This window comes from Paenibacillus sp. MABNR03 (assembly GCF_050455445.1).
Taxonomy (GTDB): Bacteria; Bacillota; Bacilli; order Paenibacillales; family Paenibacillaceae; genus Paenibacillus; species Paenibacillus xylanilyticus.
The window spans coordinates 26,304-41,729 of the sequence record NZ_JBCIYR010000014.1; the positions used below are offsets into that span (position 1 = coordinate 26,304).

19 protein-coding genes are annotated in these 15,426 nt (G+C 46.2%); 12 read left to right on the forward strand and 7 right to left on the reverse strand.

Annotation, left to right across the window (positions count from 1 at the left end):
• The first annotated feature begins 77 nt into the window (after positions 1-77).
• Positions 78-611, forward strand: coding sequence for an MOSC domain-containing protein (locus tag AAIH57_RS29045; RefSeq protein ID WP_430023862.1), 534 nt, complete (start codon positions 78-80; stop codon positions 609-611).
• Here the strand turns inward: AAIH57_RS29045 and AAIH57_RS29050 are convergent.
• Together AAIH57_RS29050 and AAIH57_RS29055 are read right to left on the reverse strand one after the other, a co-directional pair.
• The gene (locus AAIH57_RS29050; protein ID WP_430023863.1) at positions 595-1,434 is read right to left on the reverse strand and encodes a DUF6597 domain-containing transcriptional factor; all 840 of its coding nucleotides are present in this window, start codon (positions 1,432-1,434) and stop codon (positions 595-597) included. The genes AAIH57_RS29045 and AAIH57_RS29050 overlap by 17 nt on opposite strands.
• 80 nt (positions 1,435-1,514) lie before the next feature.
• Positions 1,515-2,252: a WecB/TagA/CpsF family glycosyltransferase gene (locus tag AAIH57_RS29055; protein ID WP_430023864.1), complete on the reverse strand. Its 738-nt coding sequence runs from the start codon at positions 2,250-2,252 to the stop codon at positions 1,515-1,517.
• A gap of 257 nt (positions 2,253-2,509) precedes the next feature.
• Between AAIH57_RS29055 and AAIH57_RS29060 the strand changes: the two genes are divergently transcribed.
• Positions 2,510-2,959 (forward strand): SRPBCC family protein, encoded by a 450-nt coding sequence (locus tag AAIH57_RS29060; RefSeq protein ID WP_175394474.1) that lies wholly within the window; start codon positions 2,510-2,512, stop codon positions 2,957-2,959.
• Between the two features lie 94 nt (positions 2,960-3,053).
• On the opposite strand, the gene pyk is transcribed toward AAIH57_RS29060, so the two are convergent.
• Complete coding sequence (pyk, locus tag AAIH57_RS29065; RefSeq protein WP_175394475.1) at positions 3,054-4,469, reverse strand: pyruvate kinase; 1,416 nt, start codon at positions 4,467-4,469, stop codon at positions 3,054-3,056.
• A gap of 113 nt (positions 4,470-4,582) precedes the next feature.
• On the opposite strand from pyk, the gene AAIH57_RS29070 reads away from it, so the two are divergent.
• On the forward strand, positions 4,583-5,362 hold the full coding sequence (locus tag AAIH57_RS29070; protein WP_430023865.1) for an AraC family transcriptional regulator: 780 nt from the start codon (positions 4,583-4,585) through the stop codon (positions 5,360-5,362).
• Between the two features lie 134 nt (positions 5,363-5,496).
• Here AAIH57_RS29070 and AAIH57_RS29075 read toward each other — a convergent pair whose 3' ends face one another.
• The gene (locus AAIH57_RS29075) at positions 5,497-6,168 is read right to left on the reverse strand and encodes a phosphatase PAP2 family protein (protein ID WP_430023866.1); all 672 of its coding nucleotides are present in this window, start codon (positions 6,166-6,168) and stop codon (positions 5,497-5,499) included.
• A 296-nt stretch (positions 6,169-6,464) separates the two neighbouring features.
• On the opposite strand from AAIH57_RS29075, the gene AAIH57_RS29080 reads away from it, so the two are divergent.
• The 4 genes from AAIH57_RS29080 (at position 6,465) to AAIH57_RS29095 (ending at position 8,640) form a co-directional block, all read left to right on the forward strand.
• Positions 6,465-7,253 (forward strand): CPBP family intramembrane glutamic endopeptidase, encoded by a 789-nt coding sequence (locus AAIH57_RS29080; protein ID WP_430023867.1) that lies wholly within the window; start codon positions 6,465-6,467, stop codon positions 7,251-7,253.
• 139 nt (positions 7,254-7,392) lie between these two features.
• On the forward strand, positions 7,393-7,629 hold the full coding sequence (locus AAIH57_RS29085) for a DUF6953 family protein (RefSeq protein WP_175394479.1): 237 nt from the start codon (positions 7,393-7,395) through the stop codon (positions 7,627-7,629).
• A 392-nt stretch (positions 7,630-8,021) separates the two neighbouring features.
• The gene (locus tag AAIH57_RS29090) at positions 8,022-8,222 is read left to right on the forward strand and encodes a cold-shock protein (RefSeq protein ID WP_024633772.1); all 201 of its coding nucleotides are present in this window, start codon (positions 8,022-8,024) and stop codon (positions 8,220-8,222) included.
• Between the two features lie 190 nt (positions 8,223-8,412).
• Positions 8,413-8,640 carry a cold-shock protein gene (locus AAIH57_RS29095; protein ID WP_056697134.1) on the forward strand — a complete coding sequence of 76 codons (228 nt, stop codon included), beginning with the start codon at positions 8,413-8,415 and terminating at the stop codon, positions 8,638-8,640.
• Positions 8,641-8,864: 224 nt separating this feature from the next.
• On the opposite strand, the gene AAIH57_RS29100 is transcribed toward AAIH57_RS29095, so the two are convergent.
• Positions 8,865-9,209 carry a hypothetical protein gene (locus AAIH57_RS29100; RefSeq protein ID WP_175394480.1) on the reverse strand — a complete coding sequence of 115 codons (345 nt, stop codon included), beginning with the start codon at positions 9,207-9,209 and terminating at the stop codon, positions 8,865-8,867.
• A gap of 118 nt (positions 9,210-9,327) precedes the next feature.
• On the opposite strand from AAIH57_RS29100, the gene AAIH57_RS29105 reads away from it, so the two are divergent.
• On the forward strand, positions 9,328-10,107 hold the full coding sequence (locus tag AAIH57_RS29105) for a class I SAM-dependent methyltransferase (protein WP_175394481.1): 780 nt from the start codon (positions 9,328-9,330) through the stop codon (positions 10,105-10,107).
• Positions 10,108-10,231: 124 nt separating this feature from the next.
• On the opposite strand, the gene AAIH57_RS29110 is transcribed toward AAIH57_RS29105, so the two are convergent.
• Complete coding sequence (locus AAIH57_RS29110; protein WP_175394482.1) at positions 10,232-10,876, reverse strand: GntR family transcriptional regulator; 645 nt, start codon at positions 10,874-10,876, stop codon at positions 10,232-10,234.
• A 325-nt stretch (positions 10,877-11,201) separates the two neighbouring features.
• On the opposite strand from AAIH57_RS29110, the gene AAIH57_RS29115 reads away from it, so the two are divergent.
• The 4 genes from AAIH57_RS29115 (at position 11,202) to rocF (ending at position 15,084) form a co-directional block, all read left to right on the forward strand.
• Positions 11,202-12,023 carry an ABC transporter substrate-binding protein gene (locus tag AAIH57_RS29115; RefSeq protein WP_175394483.1) on the forward strand — a complete coding sequence of 274 codons (822 nt, stop codon included), beginning with the start codon at positions 11,202-11,204 and terminating at the stop codon, positions 12,021-12,023.
• Between the two features lie 23 nt (positions 12,024-12,046).
• Positions 12,047-12,703 carry an amino acid ABC transporter permease gene (locus tag AAIH57_RS29120; RefSeq protein ID WP_175394484.1) on the forward strand — a complete coding sequence of 219 codons (657 nt, stop codon included), beginning with the start codon at positions 12,047-12,049 and terminating at the stop codon, positions 12,701-12,703.
• 138 nt (positions 12,704-12,841) lie between these two features.
• A complete protein-coding gene (locus tag AAIH57_RS29125) occupies positions 12,842-14,035 on the forward strand; it encodes an ornithine--oxo-acid transaminase (protein WP_175394485.1) in 1,194 nt (397 codons plus the stop codon).
• An 80-nt stretch (positions 14,036-14,115) separates the two neighbouring features.
• A complete protein-coding gene (rocF, locus tag AAIH57_RS29130) occupies positions 14,116-15,084 on the forward strand; it encodes an arginase (protein ID WP_312884210.1) in 969 nt (322 codons plus the stop codon).
• A 45-nt stretch (positions 15,085-15,129) separates the two neighbouring features.
• Here rocF and AAIH57_RS29135 read toward each other — a convergent pair.
• Positions 15,130-15,426, reverse strand: a 297-nt coding sequence (locus AAIH57_RS29135) for a hypothetical protein (RefSeq protein WP_430023868.1), incomplete at its 5' end; no start/stop codon positions are given.

Consider the following 15,426-nt stretch of genomic DNA (forward strand, 5'->3'; position numbering starts at 1 on the left):
CGATTGCTGAAATATCCCCATTGGGTAATAATGTATATCATGGGAAATGAAAAGCTCATGGAAAAGAGGGGATTGGCATGGGGACCGTTCAATTTGTGCTGCTTGCGGATAATCCGGCGACATTTGTTACACGGGTAGTACCCTTTATTGATATTGAGCTCGCTGGTATTCCGGGAGACCGCCATTACGGTCTGCTGCGTCCAGCGGACTCCAGACAGAAAATATATAAGCGAGGCACACCGATTGCCAATCGTCGGCAGATCAGTATTGTTTCTGAAGAGGAATGCGCTCTTATTGCCGAGAAAATGAATATTCCTGAAGTGCGTCCGGAATGGCTTGGGGCCAACATGCTGGTCCGAGGCATTGATCAATTGACTGAGCTGCCTGCCGGAACGCGGCTTCTGTTTCCTGATGGAACGGGTTTGATATGCGAAGGGGAGAATCTTCCTTGTTTACATCCGGGAAAAGTCATTGAGCAAGTGTATGAACAGGATGGTTTGCGTAAAAAATTCGTGCCAGCCGCCCGCAAAAAACGCGGTATCGTCTGTTCGGTTGAACGGGAAGGTGTAATCCATACGGGTGATACGATTGAAGTTATCCGCCTGTCCTGATATTTGAGGACAGGTTTTTTCGTGAGTTGACGTATTCTTCGGGCGTACTCCCGATAATCGATTTGAAGTCTTTGATGAAATGGGACTGATCATGATATCCGAGCTCCTGAGAGAGCTTAACCAGATCGCAGTGAAGACCGCGGTCAATCAGATCGGCGGCATTTTGCAGACGATACAGCTTGATTACGGTTTTGGGGCCGATTCCCACATATTGATTAAACAGACGTTGGAGTTTTCTGGTGTGAATGTTCCAAGAAGATGACAGGTCATCCACTCGCAACATCTCCCGATCCTGCTCAATCTGCTGCACGATATTGTGAACCAGCCTCGCTTGCGCATCCTCAGCTGGAAGGTGTGCGCATAAAAGCGAATCCATATAACGGGCTTTATCCGCATCACAGCCATCTCCTAGCAGTCGTTCTTCCAATGATTCAGCGCTGACGTCAAGAACACCGGAAACCTCCATGGGTTGTCCATACAGTGATGAGACAGGAACCCGAATGAATGGAAAGAATCCACCTGGTTTGAATTTCACACCAAACACACTGCCCTTTCCGTTGATCAAATAGGAGAATTTGCGTCCGGAAGGTCCGAAGAAGAAGGTGTTGCCCCGCTCTATGACCAGATTGACACAGGGATTCGGCACCACATGTTGGGGATACGAATCAAGTCCATTGAGATCCCACGATACCACCCAGAAATGTTTAACAAAAGGGCTAAGTGCTTCGGAAGGAGCATGCCGTGTCAGCTGATATCTTTTATCGCCTTCATTCAGATTCAACAGTCCCATGCTGGGCCTGCTGAAATGAGTTGTGGAATCCATTCTGTTCATCCCCTCTGCATTTGGTGTGGCTGTCCCTTCCTGTTCCTGTGAAGATGTTGAAACGTGTAGGTGTTATCCTGTCACTTTTGCTCTCTGAACAGCAGCGCTCGAACAGCAAAACGAGGCAAAATAAGCTGTCTGCGCCATCTTGAAGGCTGGCTGAGAAGTCGATACAACCATTCCAGGTTAAGTTTCTGCCACAGGGCGGGAGCGCGTTTGGTTTTGCCTGCGACGATATCCAGACTTCCGCCGACGCCTATAGCTACACGAGCGTTCAGTTGGTGACGGTATTTATCGATCCATTGTTCTGCATTGGGTGCCCCAAGCGCCACGATGAGAAAGTCGGGATTTGCATCGCGAATCTCCTCCACAATCTGTTGCTCCTCATCGGTTGAGAAGTAACCATGGTGTCTGCCGCTAACCACCACGTTTGGATAATTCTGCTCAATGACTTCCAATGCCCGTTCACTGACATGTTCCTCTGCTCCGAGCATATAAAAGGACCACCTTTTCCGGTTTCCTTCTTCCAGTAAACGAAATAAAAGATCACAGCCGGTTACCCGCTCGGTTAATTGTCCACCTCGAACGCGTGATACCATTACGATGCCTGCCCCGTCTGCAGTCACCAATCCAGCTTGGTCCACCACCGCGCGAAGTGTGCGGTTCTTTTGACAGGACATGACGATTTCCGGGTTTCCCGTAATCACATGGAAGAGTTCCGTTCTGCGCTGTTCGACAACATGGCTAAGGATGGCAACGGTTTGATCCATCGTTACATTGGGAAAAGAAATGCCCATGATATTTGTGGTTTGGCTCATGTCTCGTTTCCTTTCTGATTAAGCCCTATCAATACATAGGGAACAAGCTGTTATTTCATTCCATTTTAGTATATCTGATCTTCTGGGAAAGCACTATACGGGGATATAATCCTTGTATATGGATGGGGCTGTCAGCATTCAAAAATGAATTTTATTTTTCCGTTGTCGTGTTTTTACAATACGAAGTTAAGGGTATAACGGTAGGATAGGTATGCGAGTTGGTAGATCGCACATCCAATGCATAGGGGAGTGAGTTCATGGAATTGAAATATGAATTTTATATCAATGCCGGGCTGGAAGACGTGTGGAATGCCCTGATTTCTCCTGACGGCACACGAAGCAGTTTCTTTGGCAGTGAACTTCGTTCCAATTTTCAACCGGGTCAGCCGTTTGCTTATGTAGGGCCTGGCAATGATGGTACTGAAACAGTCCATGTGTACGGTGATATTTTGGAATTTGAACCGTTGTCCAGACTCAGCTATCGTGAGCATCCCGGACCATCGTACCATGCGAATCATACCGAGCTTGAATCCAGAGTGGTCTTCCAGCTCGAGACCGTGGGTGAATGTACGAAGCTGACCTTGATCAATGATCAATTTACAGACAACCATCCTTCCTTTGCGAATGCGCAGAGCAGCTGGTGGATGATTTTGAGCAGTATCAAATCCTGGGCCGAAACAGGAAAGACATTGAATTTTGGCTGGTAGAACGTTATAAACTATAGTCTGATATAAAAAATCCACCGGATGGCATTTGAGCCTCGGTGGATTTTATTTGTTTAATTTAACTGCGTGAAATGAATTAGACTTGTTGAACCTTGATCAGGTTTGTATTACCGGATTGGCCGATAGGTACACCTGCAGACAATACAATGATGTCACCTTTTTCGATATAGCCCGTTTTGATTGCGTTACGTGTAGCGGACTCAAACATTTCGTCTGTTGTCGTTACTTTATCGCCCATAACCGGAATGACACCGGAGAGCAGGCAGATTTTAGCGAGTACTTCTTCATGCTGAGTAACGGCGATGATGGGCGCCTTTGGACGGTATTTGGAGATCATGCGCGCCGTGAAGCCACTCTCTGTTGAAGTAATAATCGCTTTGGCATTCAGTACGAGGGAAGAGCTTACAGCTCCCTGGCTGATTACTTCTGTAATGTCGGCTACTTGTTGAGCTGACTTTTGTCCAAATTGCTCTTTGTAATCAATCATCGTTTCTGCACGGCGGGCAACAGCAGCCATCGTGCGAACCGATTGTACAGGATATTTACCTGCGGCCGATTCACCTGACAACATGACAACGTCTGCGCCTTGGAGTACTGCGTTTGCAACGTCACTGACCTCGGAGCGTGTTGGACGCGGATTAACCTGCATGGATTCCAGCATGTGTGTAGCAACGATAACCGGTTTACCGACACGGTTACATTTGTCGATCATTTCTTTTTGCATCATAGGTACGTCTTCAATCGGTACTTCAACCCCGAGATCACCACGAGCTACCATGATACCGTCAGATGCCTCGATGATGTCGTTCAGGTTGGTCATACCTTCCTGGTTTTCGATTTTGGAGATGATTTGTACGTGCTCAGCACCGCGTTCTTTCAAAATGCTGCGAATTTCACGGATGTCATCGCCTTTACGAACAAAAGAAGCTGCAATAATTTCGATATCGTTTTCGATTCCGAATCCGATATGCATGACGTCACGCTCGGTTACACCCGGCAGTGTCGTTTTGATCCCTGGCAGGTTTACACCTTTACGTGGTTTCAGGATGCCTCCGCTGATGATTTTGCAATGAATATCCGAACCTTCTACAGAGAGTACAGTCAGATCTACCAGACCATCATCAATCAGGATGCGATCGCCAGGTTTCACAACGAGATTCAGTTCCGGGTAGTTTACCGAGATCCGTTCTGCGTCACCAAGAATTTCTTCCGTTGTCAGGATCAGTTCTTTGCCAGCCTGCAGGTGGCAGGATGCTTCTTTCAGTTTGCCAATACGAACTTCAGGTCCTTTGATATCCATCATAATGGGTATATATTTGTTCAGTTCGGAAGCCGCTTTGCGAATGTTGTTGATCCGGGTAACGTGATCTTCCAGCTCGCCGTGAGCCATATTCAGACGGGCAACCGTCATCCCTTCCTGAATCATTACCTTCAATGTTTCGATCGAGTCACAAGCAGGTCCCATAGTACAAATAATCTTTGTTTTCAACATGCTGATTTCCTCCTCATATGTTTTGCTTATGTGTGTATTGTAGCGTTTTCTGTCGAATCAGGGTATGAACTATAGTACAATGATTGGAGTATAGTCCAGTAATGAGGTGTGTTATGATCACTCCGTTAGAAGTCCGGCACATTAATGGTGTCGGTTGGTACGAAGAAGCAGTGCAGTCCGAAGGGATATGGCGACTGAGCTTGGTTACTTATGGGAAATGTGTATATTGGGTGAACGGTGAGAAACAGATCATGGAGAAGGGTGAATTGCTCTTGATTCCTGGTGGTGTCTCCTATTATGGCAAAAGCATTCCCACGGTAACGCATACGCAAATTGTTGTGCATTTGCAAGGAGATCAGGCAGATGCATTGCCTGCATTGGAACGAACGGAAGTTGTGCGCCATAAACCGGGATGTTACGAGCTAATCCATGAACGCATGAAGGCGATTCACCAGCAGTGGCAGGAACGTCAGTCTTATTATGTCATGATGAGCCAGGCCTTATTGATGGAAGTATTGATTTATGTGAATCGTGAACTGGATCGGGGAGTCATTCCACCAGAGAAGCATATGCATGCAGAGCGAATGAAACGATATATCGAGCGGCATTACCGGGAGAAACTGACGAAGGAAGATCTCGGAGATGAGATTGGCAAGACACCCAACTACGCAGCAGCGTTGTTCAAAAGCGTGACGAACCAAACGATCAGCCAGTATGTACATGACCAGCGGATGAAACGGGCATTATATCTGCTCACTGAGTCGCAGCTCTCTATACAGGAAATTGCTGAATTTCTTGGATATCGTGATTTGTCATACTTTTACCGGATATTCAAACGCATAACCGGAACCCAGCCTTCCGACTGGCTCCATGAGCGTCCACCGGTGATCTAACATTTGAAAGAATGCATCACGGAATTTGGGCCACAGTTTATCGGTTTCTTCTATAATATACTTATGTTAAAAAAAGAGGGCCTCGGCCCTCTTTTGATTTCATGCAGCATGTTTCATGTCTGCCTTTGAAAATGTTAGGCGTTGCTGCTTGTGTTGGTGGCACCAACGCGCTGCTTTGCTTTTTTGCGAGCAAGGCCGCTGCGAACCAAGAAAACATGAACCACCCAATATGCTGCTTCCGCAAACAGAATTCCACCTGCCACATCCAGCAGGGAATGCTGCTTCACAAACACCGTTGAAGCGATGATCAGCCAGAGCCACACGGACCAGGAGATTCTTGCGAGTGGTCTGAAATTCAAGTGCCGGTTGATGATGATGAACAGCAGATAACTTGTGAGACAGTGAATGCTTGGGAAACAGTTGAACGGAGCATCATTTGCATAGATAAATTGTACAAGCGTGCTGCTCAGGTCTGTTCCGCCAACCAAGGGACGCGGTACATGCGTTGGAAAAACTGCGAAACAGATGTTGGCCGCAATCACCCCGACATTGTATGTGAGCAGTGTGCGCCAAAATAACGTTTTATTCGTCAGTCCCAAATAGATGAATCCAAGATACAGAATCGGCATCCAACTGATGTATGGGTAAATAAATTCTTTGATAAATGGAATTTGTGTATCGATCCAGGCGTAATTGTAGAAGACATCGTTCCCCGTATTGCTGCCAAGGATTACATATATGGTGCCTTGAAGCGGTATACACAGTATAGCCAGCAGATGCCCCCAGCGCAGAAATAGTTCTTTCATAGTGACCCCCTGATTTGTTATGCATCGTGCATGTTCGTTATTTTCTCTCTATATAAGACGTTGCGGAGTTGAGGTAACCCTGCAGCCGCTAACTTGCGTACTACTATGATGACAGTTTGGAACACAAGCCATACCTGATTTTAGGGGAAAAGAAGTTGGAGAAAGTCTCTATTTTGTTACTTTTATAATTTTATCCAAATAAGGATATTCGAAATTCCGTTGATGTGATACAACTAAATGGTCATATCATTTCGTATGACAACGACAAATGAAGATGAAATGAGGCTGATCCAACCATGACATCCCCGCAAACTGGTAGAAATCCGTCTTTTTCCGAGCGCAAACCGGTGTTGACCGTAATCATCATTGAACTGCTGCTCTTGCTCGCTGTATTTGCGGCAGGAGCTGTAGCGACAGTGAAGCAGCTGGACTATACTTCGCCTGTACTGATGTCTTTTACACCGATGGCTGTTGTACTCATGATTTATCTAACTGTGCGGCGTAAGTGGGGGGAGACCGGTTTTCGTTCGCTTCGGACGATTCCGGTTCAGCATGCAAGGTATTATATTCCGTTACTCCTTGTACTGGGTACAATCGCCCTGAAAGGTTTTACAACACTGACTTTGACGAAAGTGATCTTTTTTGTCTTTTTCACCCTTCTTGTCGCTTTTGTGGAAGAAACCGTCTACCGTGGACTCATATTCAAGACATTACTTCGCAGGAGTGCAATGGCAGCGGTAGTGACCTCGAGCATCTTGTTTTCCGTTACGCATATGTTGAATGCACTCTCGGGCCAAAGCGTGGCTGATACGATGCTGCAGCTGGTCTATGCACTGCTGCTCGGAGCCGTACTGGCACTGCTAATGCTCAAAAATGGGAACATCATTCCCCTGATTCTGTTTCATTTCATACATAATCTGATTCAATTCCTGAGCGATGACCTCCAGGATGCCAATACCTTGCCGTATGATCTTTTCCTATTAGTTGTTCTTGTTTTTTACTGTATATGGTTAACATTTAGTGTCCGGACAACGAAACGATCCTCATCTGATCCAGGGACTACAGGACATAAGGTTATTCATTAAGGGCTTCGTTAGTGTAGCTTGCCAGCTCCATTTACCGTCAGCGGTGTACTCGTGGTATACTCAGTCTGGCGGTAAGGCTGACTGGGGTTGCTGTTGTAGTCATTCCTCCGCACAATGGGATAGACGGCAGGTGATAAGAATGGAAAAAACAGCACAGGACGTAGCTGAGTGGATGGTTCAGGAAATTAAATTTACTGGAACACTCCGTCAGGAAGCCGCAATTGAATATGTGAAGACTCATTTTGGCGATGAGTTTGTTTTTGTAAATGAGAATGGCAATGCTTCTTTATCGAAAGAGGTGAAGAAAGCGTTCCGGAAACTTCATGGCGGGCAAATTGCCTGGGATCGGGATGCCTTCATGTGGGCCTGGACGTAGTTTTATTGATGTATTGGAACAGGTGATTCCAGTTGAAATGGATATGCATGCCAAAATCTTTTATAAAAAATGTATAAGTTGGTTCGAATCTGCATATCCTTTCATAAGACCGCACAACAGCGGCAGACCTACTGAACAAGACTTGTCCAAGTACGCAGCAATAACATGTATTTCCAAAGCTGTTTGAAAAGAAAATACAAAGATTTGCTTTTTGGCAGAAATGGAGTTATAATAAGAACAAGTTGTAGAGAGAGTGGAAAACCTAATTCACATATTGTAAAGGGCGATCACTTATAGGTTATGACTGGTACCTTTTTCAATGTGTGAATTTTTATTTGCTTGCTGCAAAGAACAAAGGAACATGTTAATCTTTATTTGGAGGTGTAATTCACATGCAAAACGGAACAGTAAAATGGTTCAACGCTGATAAAGGCTTCGGTTTCATCGAAGTTGAAGGCGGAGAAGATGTATTCGTACACTTCAGCGCTATTACAGGCGAAGGCTTCAAAACGCTGGACGAAGGTCAACGCGTGCAATTTAAAATTGTACAAGGAAACCGTGGTCCTCAAGCAGAAGAAGTTGTAAAACTGTAATTAAAGCATAGCTGCCTTTAACATGTTATAATGGTAAAGGCAGCTTCTTTTTTTTGAGCAGATAGATGAAAGTCGGCCCAATAAGTTGTCGAGGCAGTAGCCTAAGCGGGATGCAAAACTTCAGCTAAGTATAGGCTTCTGTGAAATAACGTCGGTTAGATGTTTTTCCATAACAAAGGGGGTAGAAGTCATGTATAATCGCAAAAAGCCATTGGAAGAGATTCCACAAGCGGATGCGGCAATCTGGGAGTGTACGAGTGATACGTGCAAAGGATGGATGCGGGACAATTTTGCGTTTGATAGCGTGCCTACTTGTCCGATATGTGCTTCTGAGATGGTTAGCACGACTAGGATGCTGCCATTGCTTGAAAATTCGAATAGCAACCTGAAAACGATGTCTAAAGGAAATCGGATTTAACATAGCTTACCCGCCTCTTACGAGGTGTTTTTTTTTAATTAAGACCTGACATCTTGTGCAAAGATAAGGGTTTGAAAATATGAAGTTCCCGGCATTCGTTATGGCGAATGCCTTTTTTTATTTTGCAGAGGATTACGATAACAAAAATCCCCCTTATTGCAGCAGTGCAATGTGGGGGATTTTTGCTGTTAACTAGGCATAAAAGGTGAAAAGGGTTTGTTGATTTAGATGAAAAGGAATGGAAGCAGCAGTAATGTGGTCACCAGAGCAAGATCATATCCAGCCCCGTAGCCATAACCTCCGCCATATCCGTAACCGTAAGGACCGAAAGCTGAAGACTTCACTTTCTTGGCTGCAACGGCGTTGCTTTTCCCTTTTCTGCGGAGCTGTTGTTTGGATTTGACAGAGCATAAACGTGGCCCTTCGAAACTTCCGCTTACATAAATCTTGCCATCCCGGCATCCCCCAAGTGTGCCGTATATGTGCTTGCCGTCTTTCATAATCATACAAACAGGGCGTCCTACGTGCGGAGACACCGTCTCTTCACATACCGGATGAATTCTGTGCATGCATATCCCCCTCAGATTTTGCGGTTTGCCGCTTGAATCAACGGTTTGTATATCATAGTAAAAAAAGAACGAAATGGTATGGACGAGTACCCGGAAAATGCATAGGGATGTGCCGCTTTTGAAGTTGCTCCATACACTGAAGGGAGGAAAGGAGCTGGAGATTGTGGATTATCATGACTTATTGGCAAAACTTGGTGAAGGAAGCGCGCATCCTGGTGGATTTACAGCAACAGTTCAACTTATAGATTCCTTGTCTCTCCCGGCGCATGGTCAAGTGCTGGAAGTAGGATGTGGTACAGGGAGAACGGCTTGTTATCTCGCACGAAATGGTTATCGGGTGACTGCGGTTGATCTTCACCGCGAAATGCTGGAGAAAGCAGTGAGGCGAGCAAGACGAGAACGCCTGGATATTCGTTTTATTCAGGCGGATGTCACTGCATTACCCTTTCCGGATCACCGCTTCGATCTGGTGTTTGTAGAGTCGGTTACGATATTTACCCGCTGGCGCGCTGCGCTTGCCGAATATAGGCGAGTTTTGAAACCGGGTGGACGTTTAATAGATCGTGAGATGATATTGTGTGGACGGAAGACCGATCTGATGCGACGCAGGTTGAAGCGGTTTTACGGTATGAGGACACTGGCTACGATGACGGAATGGAAGAAGCGTCTCAAACAGAGCGGATTTGCGGATGTGTCAGTTCATGAGCATTCGCGTTCCATTGGGAAATGGGGTGTGGATCATGATCCACACCGGGAGCTGGATATGGCGCTGTTCGAGGATGAGCAGGTCCGGCGAATGAGTCAAACCAATGATCGATTGCTCGCAAGGTATGGTAAAAAGTTGGGGTACGCTGTGTTGGAAGCAAGAGCACCGCTTAACGAGACAGAGAAGGGATAAGATGAGTTTCAGACGCTATGAACGTTGTCGATGTATGGGAAAACGTAAAAGAAAAGGCAACCCACGACGTGAGTTGCCTTGTTTGCGCTGCATTTTGCTGATGGGCTGATAGCAGACGGAGGCTTTACAGCATATCATTGTCGATAATGCGCCAGTGGTGTTTGAGAAGGGCCTCCAATTGCGGTTTGTCTTTGGTGCGAAAAGCGCCTAGAATCTGGCGATGCTCTTCGTTAACTTCCTGAAGCACACTGGATAACTTCGGTTTATTATCACTAACATACGACTGGCGAATAAAGCTGTTTTTCAGCGTATTTAACATCTCGATCACCGTTGCGTTCCCGCAGCGCTGGATGTACAAGTTGTGGAATTGATATTGATCTTTGCTGTAGGCGGTGAGATCGAGCTGGGCGATGTCCTCGTCCATTCTCGCAACGAGTGCTTCCATCTCCAGTAGGTCAGATGTTCTCAGATTATCTGCTGCGAGCGTGGCAGCAAGTGCCTCCAGTACCCCGATGGCCTGGGAGAATTCGAGTTTCTTGCCGGAATCAAACGGTGCAACGATGAATCCCCGGCGCGGAATGTATTGCAGCAAATTGTCTGATGTAAGCTGGAACAATGCCTCTCTTGTGGGGGTGCGGCTGATGTCCAGCTTTTTGCATATCTCCGCTTCATTGATCTTTTGATTGGGAAGCAGTGTTCCATCCTGAATCTTCTGGGCAATGTAATCGTAAACGTGATCTTTCAAGGACCGGTATTTAGGTACTTCCATACCGAATCCCCCCTTCTGTATATAGTGATGATAGGATGTGTGGGGCATAAGCCCAGTGTAGTGCGCCGTTCAGGTGTAACAAGTTTTTATCATCTTAACACCGAGGGGGAAGTTGGGCAAGCAAACTTAAATACCTATTTTGCGTCATGTGTATGTAATGTATTGCTGCTAATTTGGAATATAAGTCCATAAATGTGTAAAAACCATTGCTGAAAATTCAAATGTTTGTTAGTATAACTTACATAAAAGCCCTTATATTGTGTTATGTATATTGTATACAAATTTAAAATGCTTATCATCCAAAAAAAGAATAGGGGTATGATTTGTGAAAAGAGTGCTTTTGCCAGTGATACTGATGTTAATGGTTGTAATCATGTCGGCTTGTGGGCAGAAACAAACCACAGGCAGCGCTTCGGAACCTGCTTCCTCCGCTGGAGGAGATGCCAAAGAGAAGGAAGTGATTGTGCTCGGTACCAGTGCAGATTACGCACCCTATGAATTTCACAAGAGTATGGATGGCAAAGACACCATTGTAGGTTTCGATATCGAGATAGCCAAGGCCATAGCAGCCGATCTGGGAGCTGAATTGAAGATTGAAGACATGGATTTTGACGGTCTGCTAATGGCGCTCGATACGGGAAAGGTTGATTTTGTGATTTCGGGTTTGACTCCTACAGAAGAGCGGAAGAAGAATGTTGATTTCACGGACATCTATTACTATGCAGAGCAGGCCGTGCTTGTCAGGGAAGGTGAAGGTGATGCATTAAACTCGTTGGATGATCTGTCTGGCAAACTGGTCGGTGTACAGAAAAGTTCCATTCAAGAAGGGATTGCTCAAGCAGTAGAAGGTGCCAAGCTTACATCTCTGGCCAAAATTCCTGAGTTGATCCTGGAATTGCAGACTGGTCGTGTGGATGCCCTTATTCTGGAGAAACCGGTCGCGGAACAATATGTGAAAAATCAGCAGGGGCTAGCCTTGTCGGATGTGAAGATTGAACAAGCTGAAGATGAAGCCGGTTCGGCGATCGCTGTGAAAAAAGGAAATCAGGAGTTGGTTGATCAGATCAACAGCACTCTGGCAAAGCTCAAAAGTAATGGTGATATCGAACGGTTCGTCGTTGAAGCGAATGAGTTGGTCGGTGACTAAACCGGGCGAGTGAGGGATATGCCGTGAATTTAGATTTTTCTTTTCTTTCGGAGCATTGGCAGGATTACGCACGAAGTGCGTGGGTGACGCTGGAGTTATCTTTCTTTGGTGTCCTGCTGGGGACGATCCTTGGCGTTATTGTTGCACTGATGCGTATATCACGCGTATGGCCAATCAAATTTGTGGTGTCAGCTTATATCGAGCTCATTCGGGGCACGCCGATGCTGGTGCAAATTCTTATCATTCATTATGGTCTGACTGTTATCGGTGTGAATCTGCCAGCATTTATGTCTGGGGTTGTAGCTCTGACCATGAATAGTTCTGCTTATATGGCCGAAGTGTTCCGAGCTGGAATCCAGGCGATCGATAAAGGGCAGACGGAAGCTTCCCGTTCACTTGGTTTGACTCATGGCATGACGCTTCGCTACATTATACTACCACAAGCATTCCGCAATATGCTGCCGGCAATCGGCAATGAATTCATTATTATCATTAAAGACTCCTCCCTTGTTTCCATGATTGGAATTGCTGAAATTATCTATACGGCCAGGGCTGTTCAAGGTGTCACTTTCCAACCGCTTGCCCCGCTTCTCGTTGCCGCTGCTCTCTATTTTGTGATCACATTTACACTGGCAAATCTGCTCGCCTGGGTGGAACGCAAAATTTCCACTTCCCGTTAAACAGGGGCTATGGTGTATGAATATGTGGAACCACCGGGCTGTTGTGGAAATAGCTGTATTGGGGTCGTAAATGGGGATGGCAGAGCATACATTGATATTGTATTTTGTATACAAAATCGGCAGGAGGTGCTGGGGGTTATGTCAGACTCGCAAAAATGGTTAGAATGGTCGGAACATTATGCTGCGCCTAACTATCATCCGCTCCCCATTGTCATTGAAAAGGCCGAGGGAGTTTGGGTTGAAGATCCCGAGGGCCTTCGGTATATGGATATGTTAAGTGCCTATTCGGCGTTGAATCATGGACATAGACATCCAGTCCTTATTCAGGCGCTGAAGGACCAGGCTGACCTGGTTACGTTGACATCGCGGGCATTTCACAGCAGTGCAGCCTCTCTTTTTTATCAAAAACTTTCGCAATTTACAGGCAAATCGAAGATTCTTGCTATGAACACGGGAGCTGAAGCGGTGGAAACCGCGGTTAAGGCAGTGCGCAGATGGGCTTATCGTTGCAAAGGAGTACCTGAGAACCAAGCTGAGATTATCGTATGCTCTGGTAACTTTCACGGAAGAACGTTGACTGTCACGTCTTTCTCATCTTCCCCGGAGTACAAAAAAGACTTTGGTCCCTTTACACCCGGGTTTCGGATTATTCCTTATGGGGATGTCGAGGCGTTGAGGCAAGCAATCACTCCTTATACTGCGGCATTTCTTGTGGAGCCGATTCAGGGAGAGGCTGGCATAATCATTCCGCCGGATGGCTATCTTGCGGAAGCCTTTGCTCTATGCAGGGAGATGCAGGTATTGACGGTAGCGGATGAAATCCAGACAGGGTTCGGACGAACAGGACGTCGTTTTGCCTCTGATTGGGAGGGGGCCGTGCCTGATCTCTGGATCATGGGTAAAGCGCTTGGCGGAGGGATCATGCCGATCTCGGCTGTGGCAGCGGATGCTGAGATTCTTAATTTGTTTGAGCCAGGTTCTCATGGTTCCACGTTTGGTGGCAATCCGCTTGCTTGTGCAGTGGCGGTTGCAGCGCTGCAGGTTTATGAAGATGAGCGGCTGGCGGAGCGATCGGAGCGTCTTGGGAATTATTTTATGAAGAGACTTGAGGGGATTAGGAGTACGGCTGTGAAAGAGATACGTGGAAGAGGGTTGTTTATTGGTGTTGATCTTCATGTGCCTGCCCGCCCGTATTGCGAGCAACTGATGTCGGCAGGATTGCTGTGCAAGGAAACGCATGAAACAACGATTCGATTTGCGCCGCCGCTTACCATTACAGAGGATGAAATCAATTGGGCAGTAGAGAGGATTGAACAGGTATTAAGAGACTGAGGTCTAGGTTAGGCGGTATCCATCGGTTCTTATTATTAAATTCATTACTTCTTAATTAAGCAGTGAAGGAGCTGACCTCAATGGGGAATCATAAAACGGAAGCTGCAGACATCCTAAGTACTTGTAATGAAACGAGTCTGTTATCTATGGAACAACGCCAGGTAGCCATTATCAAAGTTCCTTTTGGTCTCGGTGGTGCAAGAGGTGGTGCTGAGTTAGGCCCTGATGAGCTAATTACAGCTGGACTGAAGCGGGAGATTGCGAGACTGGGATTGGTTCTCTCAGAGGAAGTGCGAGTGGAATGTCCTTCGGTATCCGATGCTCCGATTGAGCGTAACCGTGTAAAGTATTTAGATGAAGTGCGACAAGTGAGTGAGCGAGTATGCACTGAAGTATCGCGTGCCGTGGCAGATGGCTCTTTTCCACTTGTTCTCGGCGGGGATCACAGTGTGGCGATCGGTACTCTTGCCGGGCTCACGTCCCATTATTCCAACCTGGGTGTAATCTGGTTTGATGCACATGCAGATCTGAATACCGAAGAACGCAGTCTGTCTGGTAACATGCACGGGATGAGTTTGGCAGCAGCGCTTGGGCATTCTGCCTTTAATTTGTCTCATATTCCTGGAGTGGGTCCGTTCATTAATCCTTCCAATCTGGTATACGTTGGTCTGCGTGATCTGGATGAGTATGAGAAAGAGCAGATTAGAGCACATGGAATTAAAAGCTTCACGATGCATGATATAGACCGAATGGGGATACAGTGTGTTGTTGAACAAGCATTGGCCGTAGCAGGAAAAGGAAGTGATGGGATTCATCTTAGCTTTGATATGGATTGTCTTGATCCTCGTGAAGCTCCGGGCGTCGGTACGCCGGTGCCTGGCGGATTGAATTACCGGGAAGCTCATTTTGCTCTAGAGTTATTGGCTTCGACAAACCGGATAACATCCATGGAACTTGTAGAGGTAAATCCGCTGTTTGACCACAATAGACATACCGCAAGATTAGGTGTAGAACTGATCGCTTCACTGCTCGGTAAACGCATCTTATAACGGTCTCTTGATGGAGTGCTTATATCACATGATTCGAAACGTGTCTTATATAGAAGAAAAGAGTTTTATAAAAAGCCAGATACGAGTCTCAACTGTATCTTCCTGATGGAGGAGGATGGGGCTTGCCTGGCTTTTGTTAGGGTTTGTATAAGCGATAGTGTTTAAGATGATATATGGTGCTATATATAGAAGATAAGCAAAGAAAGGGAGGGGAGAATCGAGATTGAAGATTTTTTTAAAAAAAGTACTTGCATAAAAAATATGAACATGGTATATTCTAATTCCGGCCAAGAAAACACGAGAAACACGGTGCGGTAAGCAAACCAAATAAGCTTCGAAAGA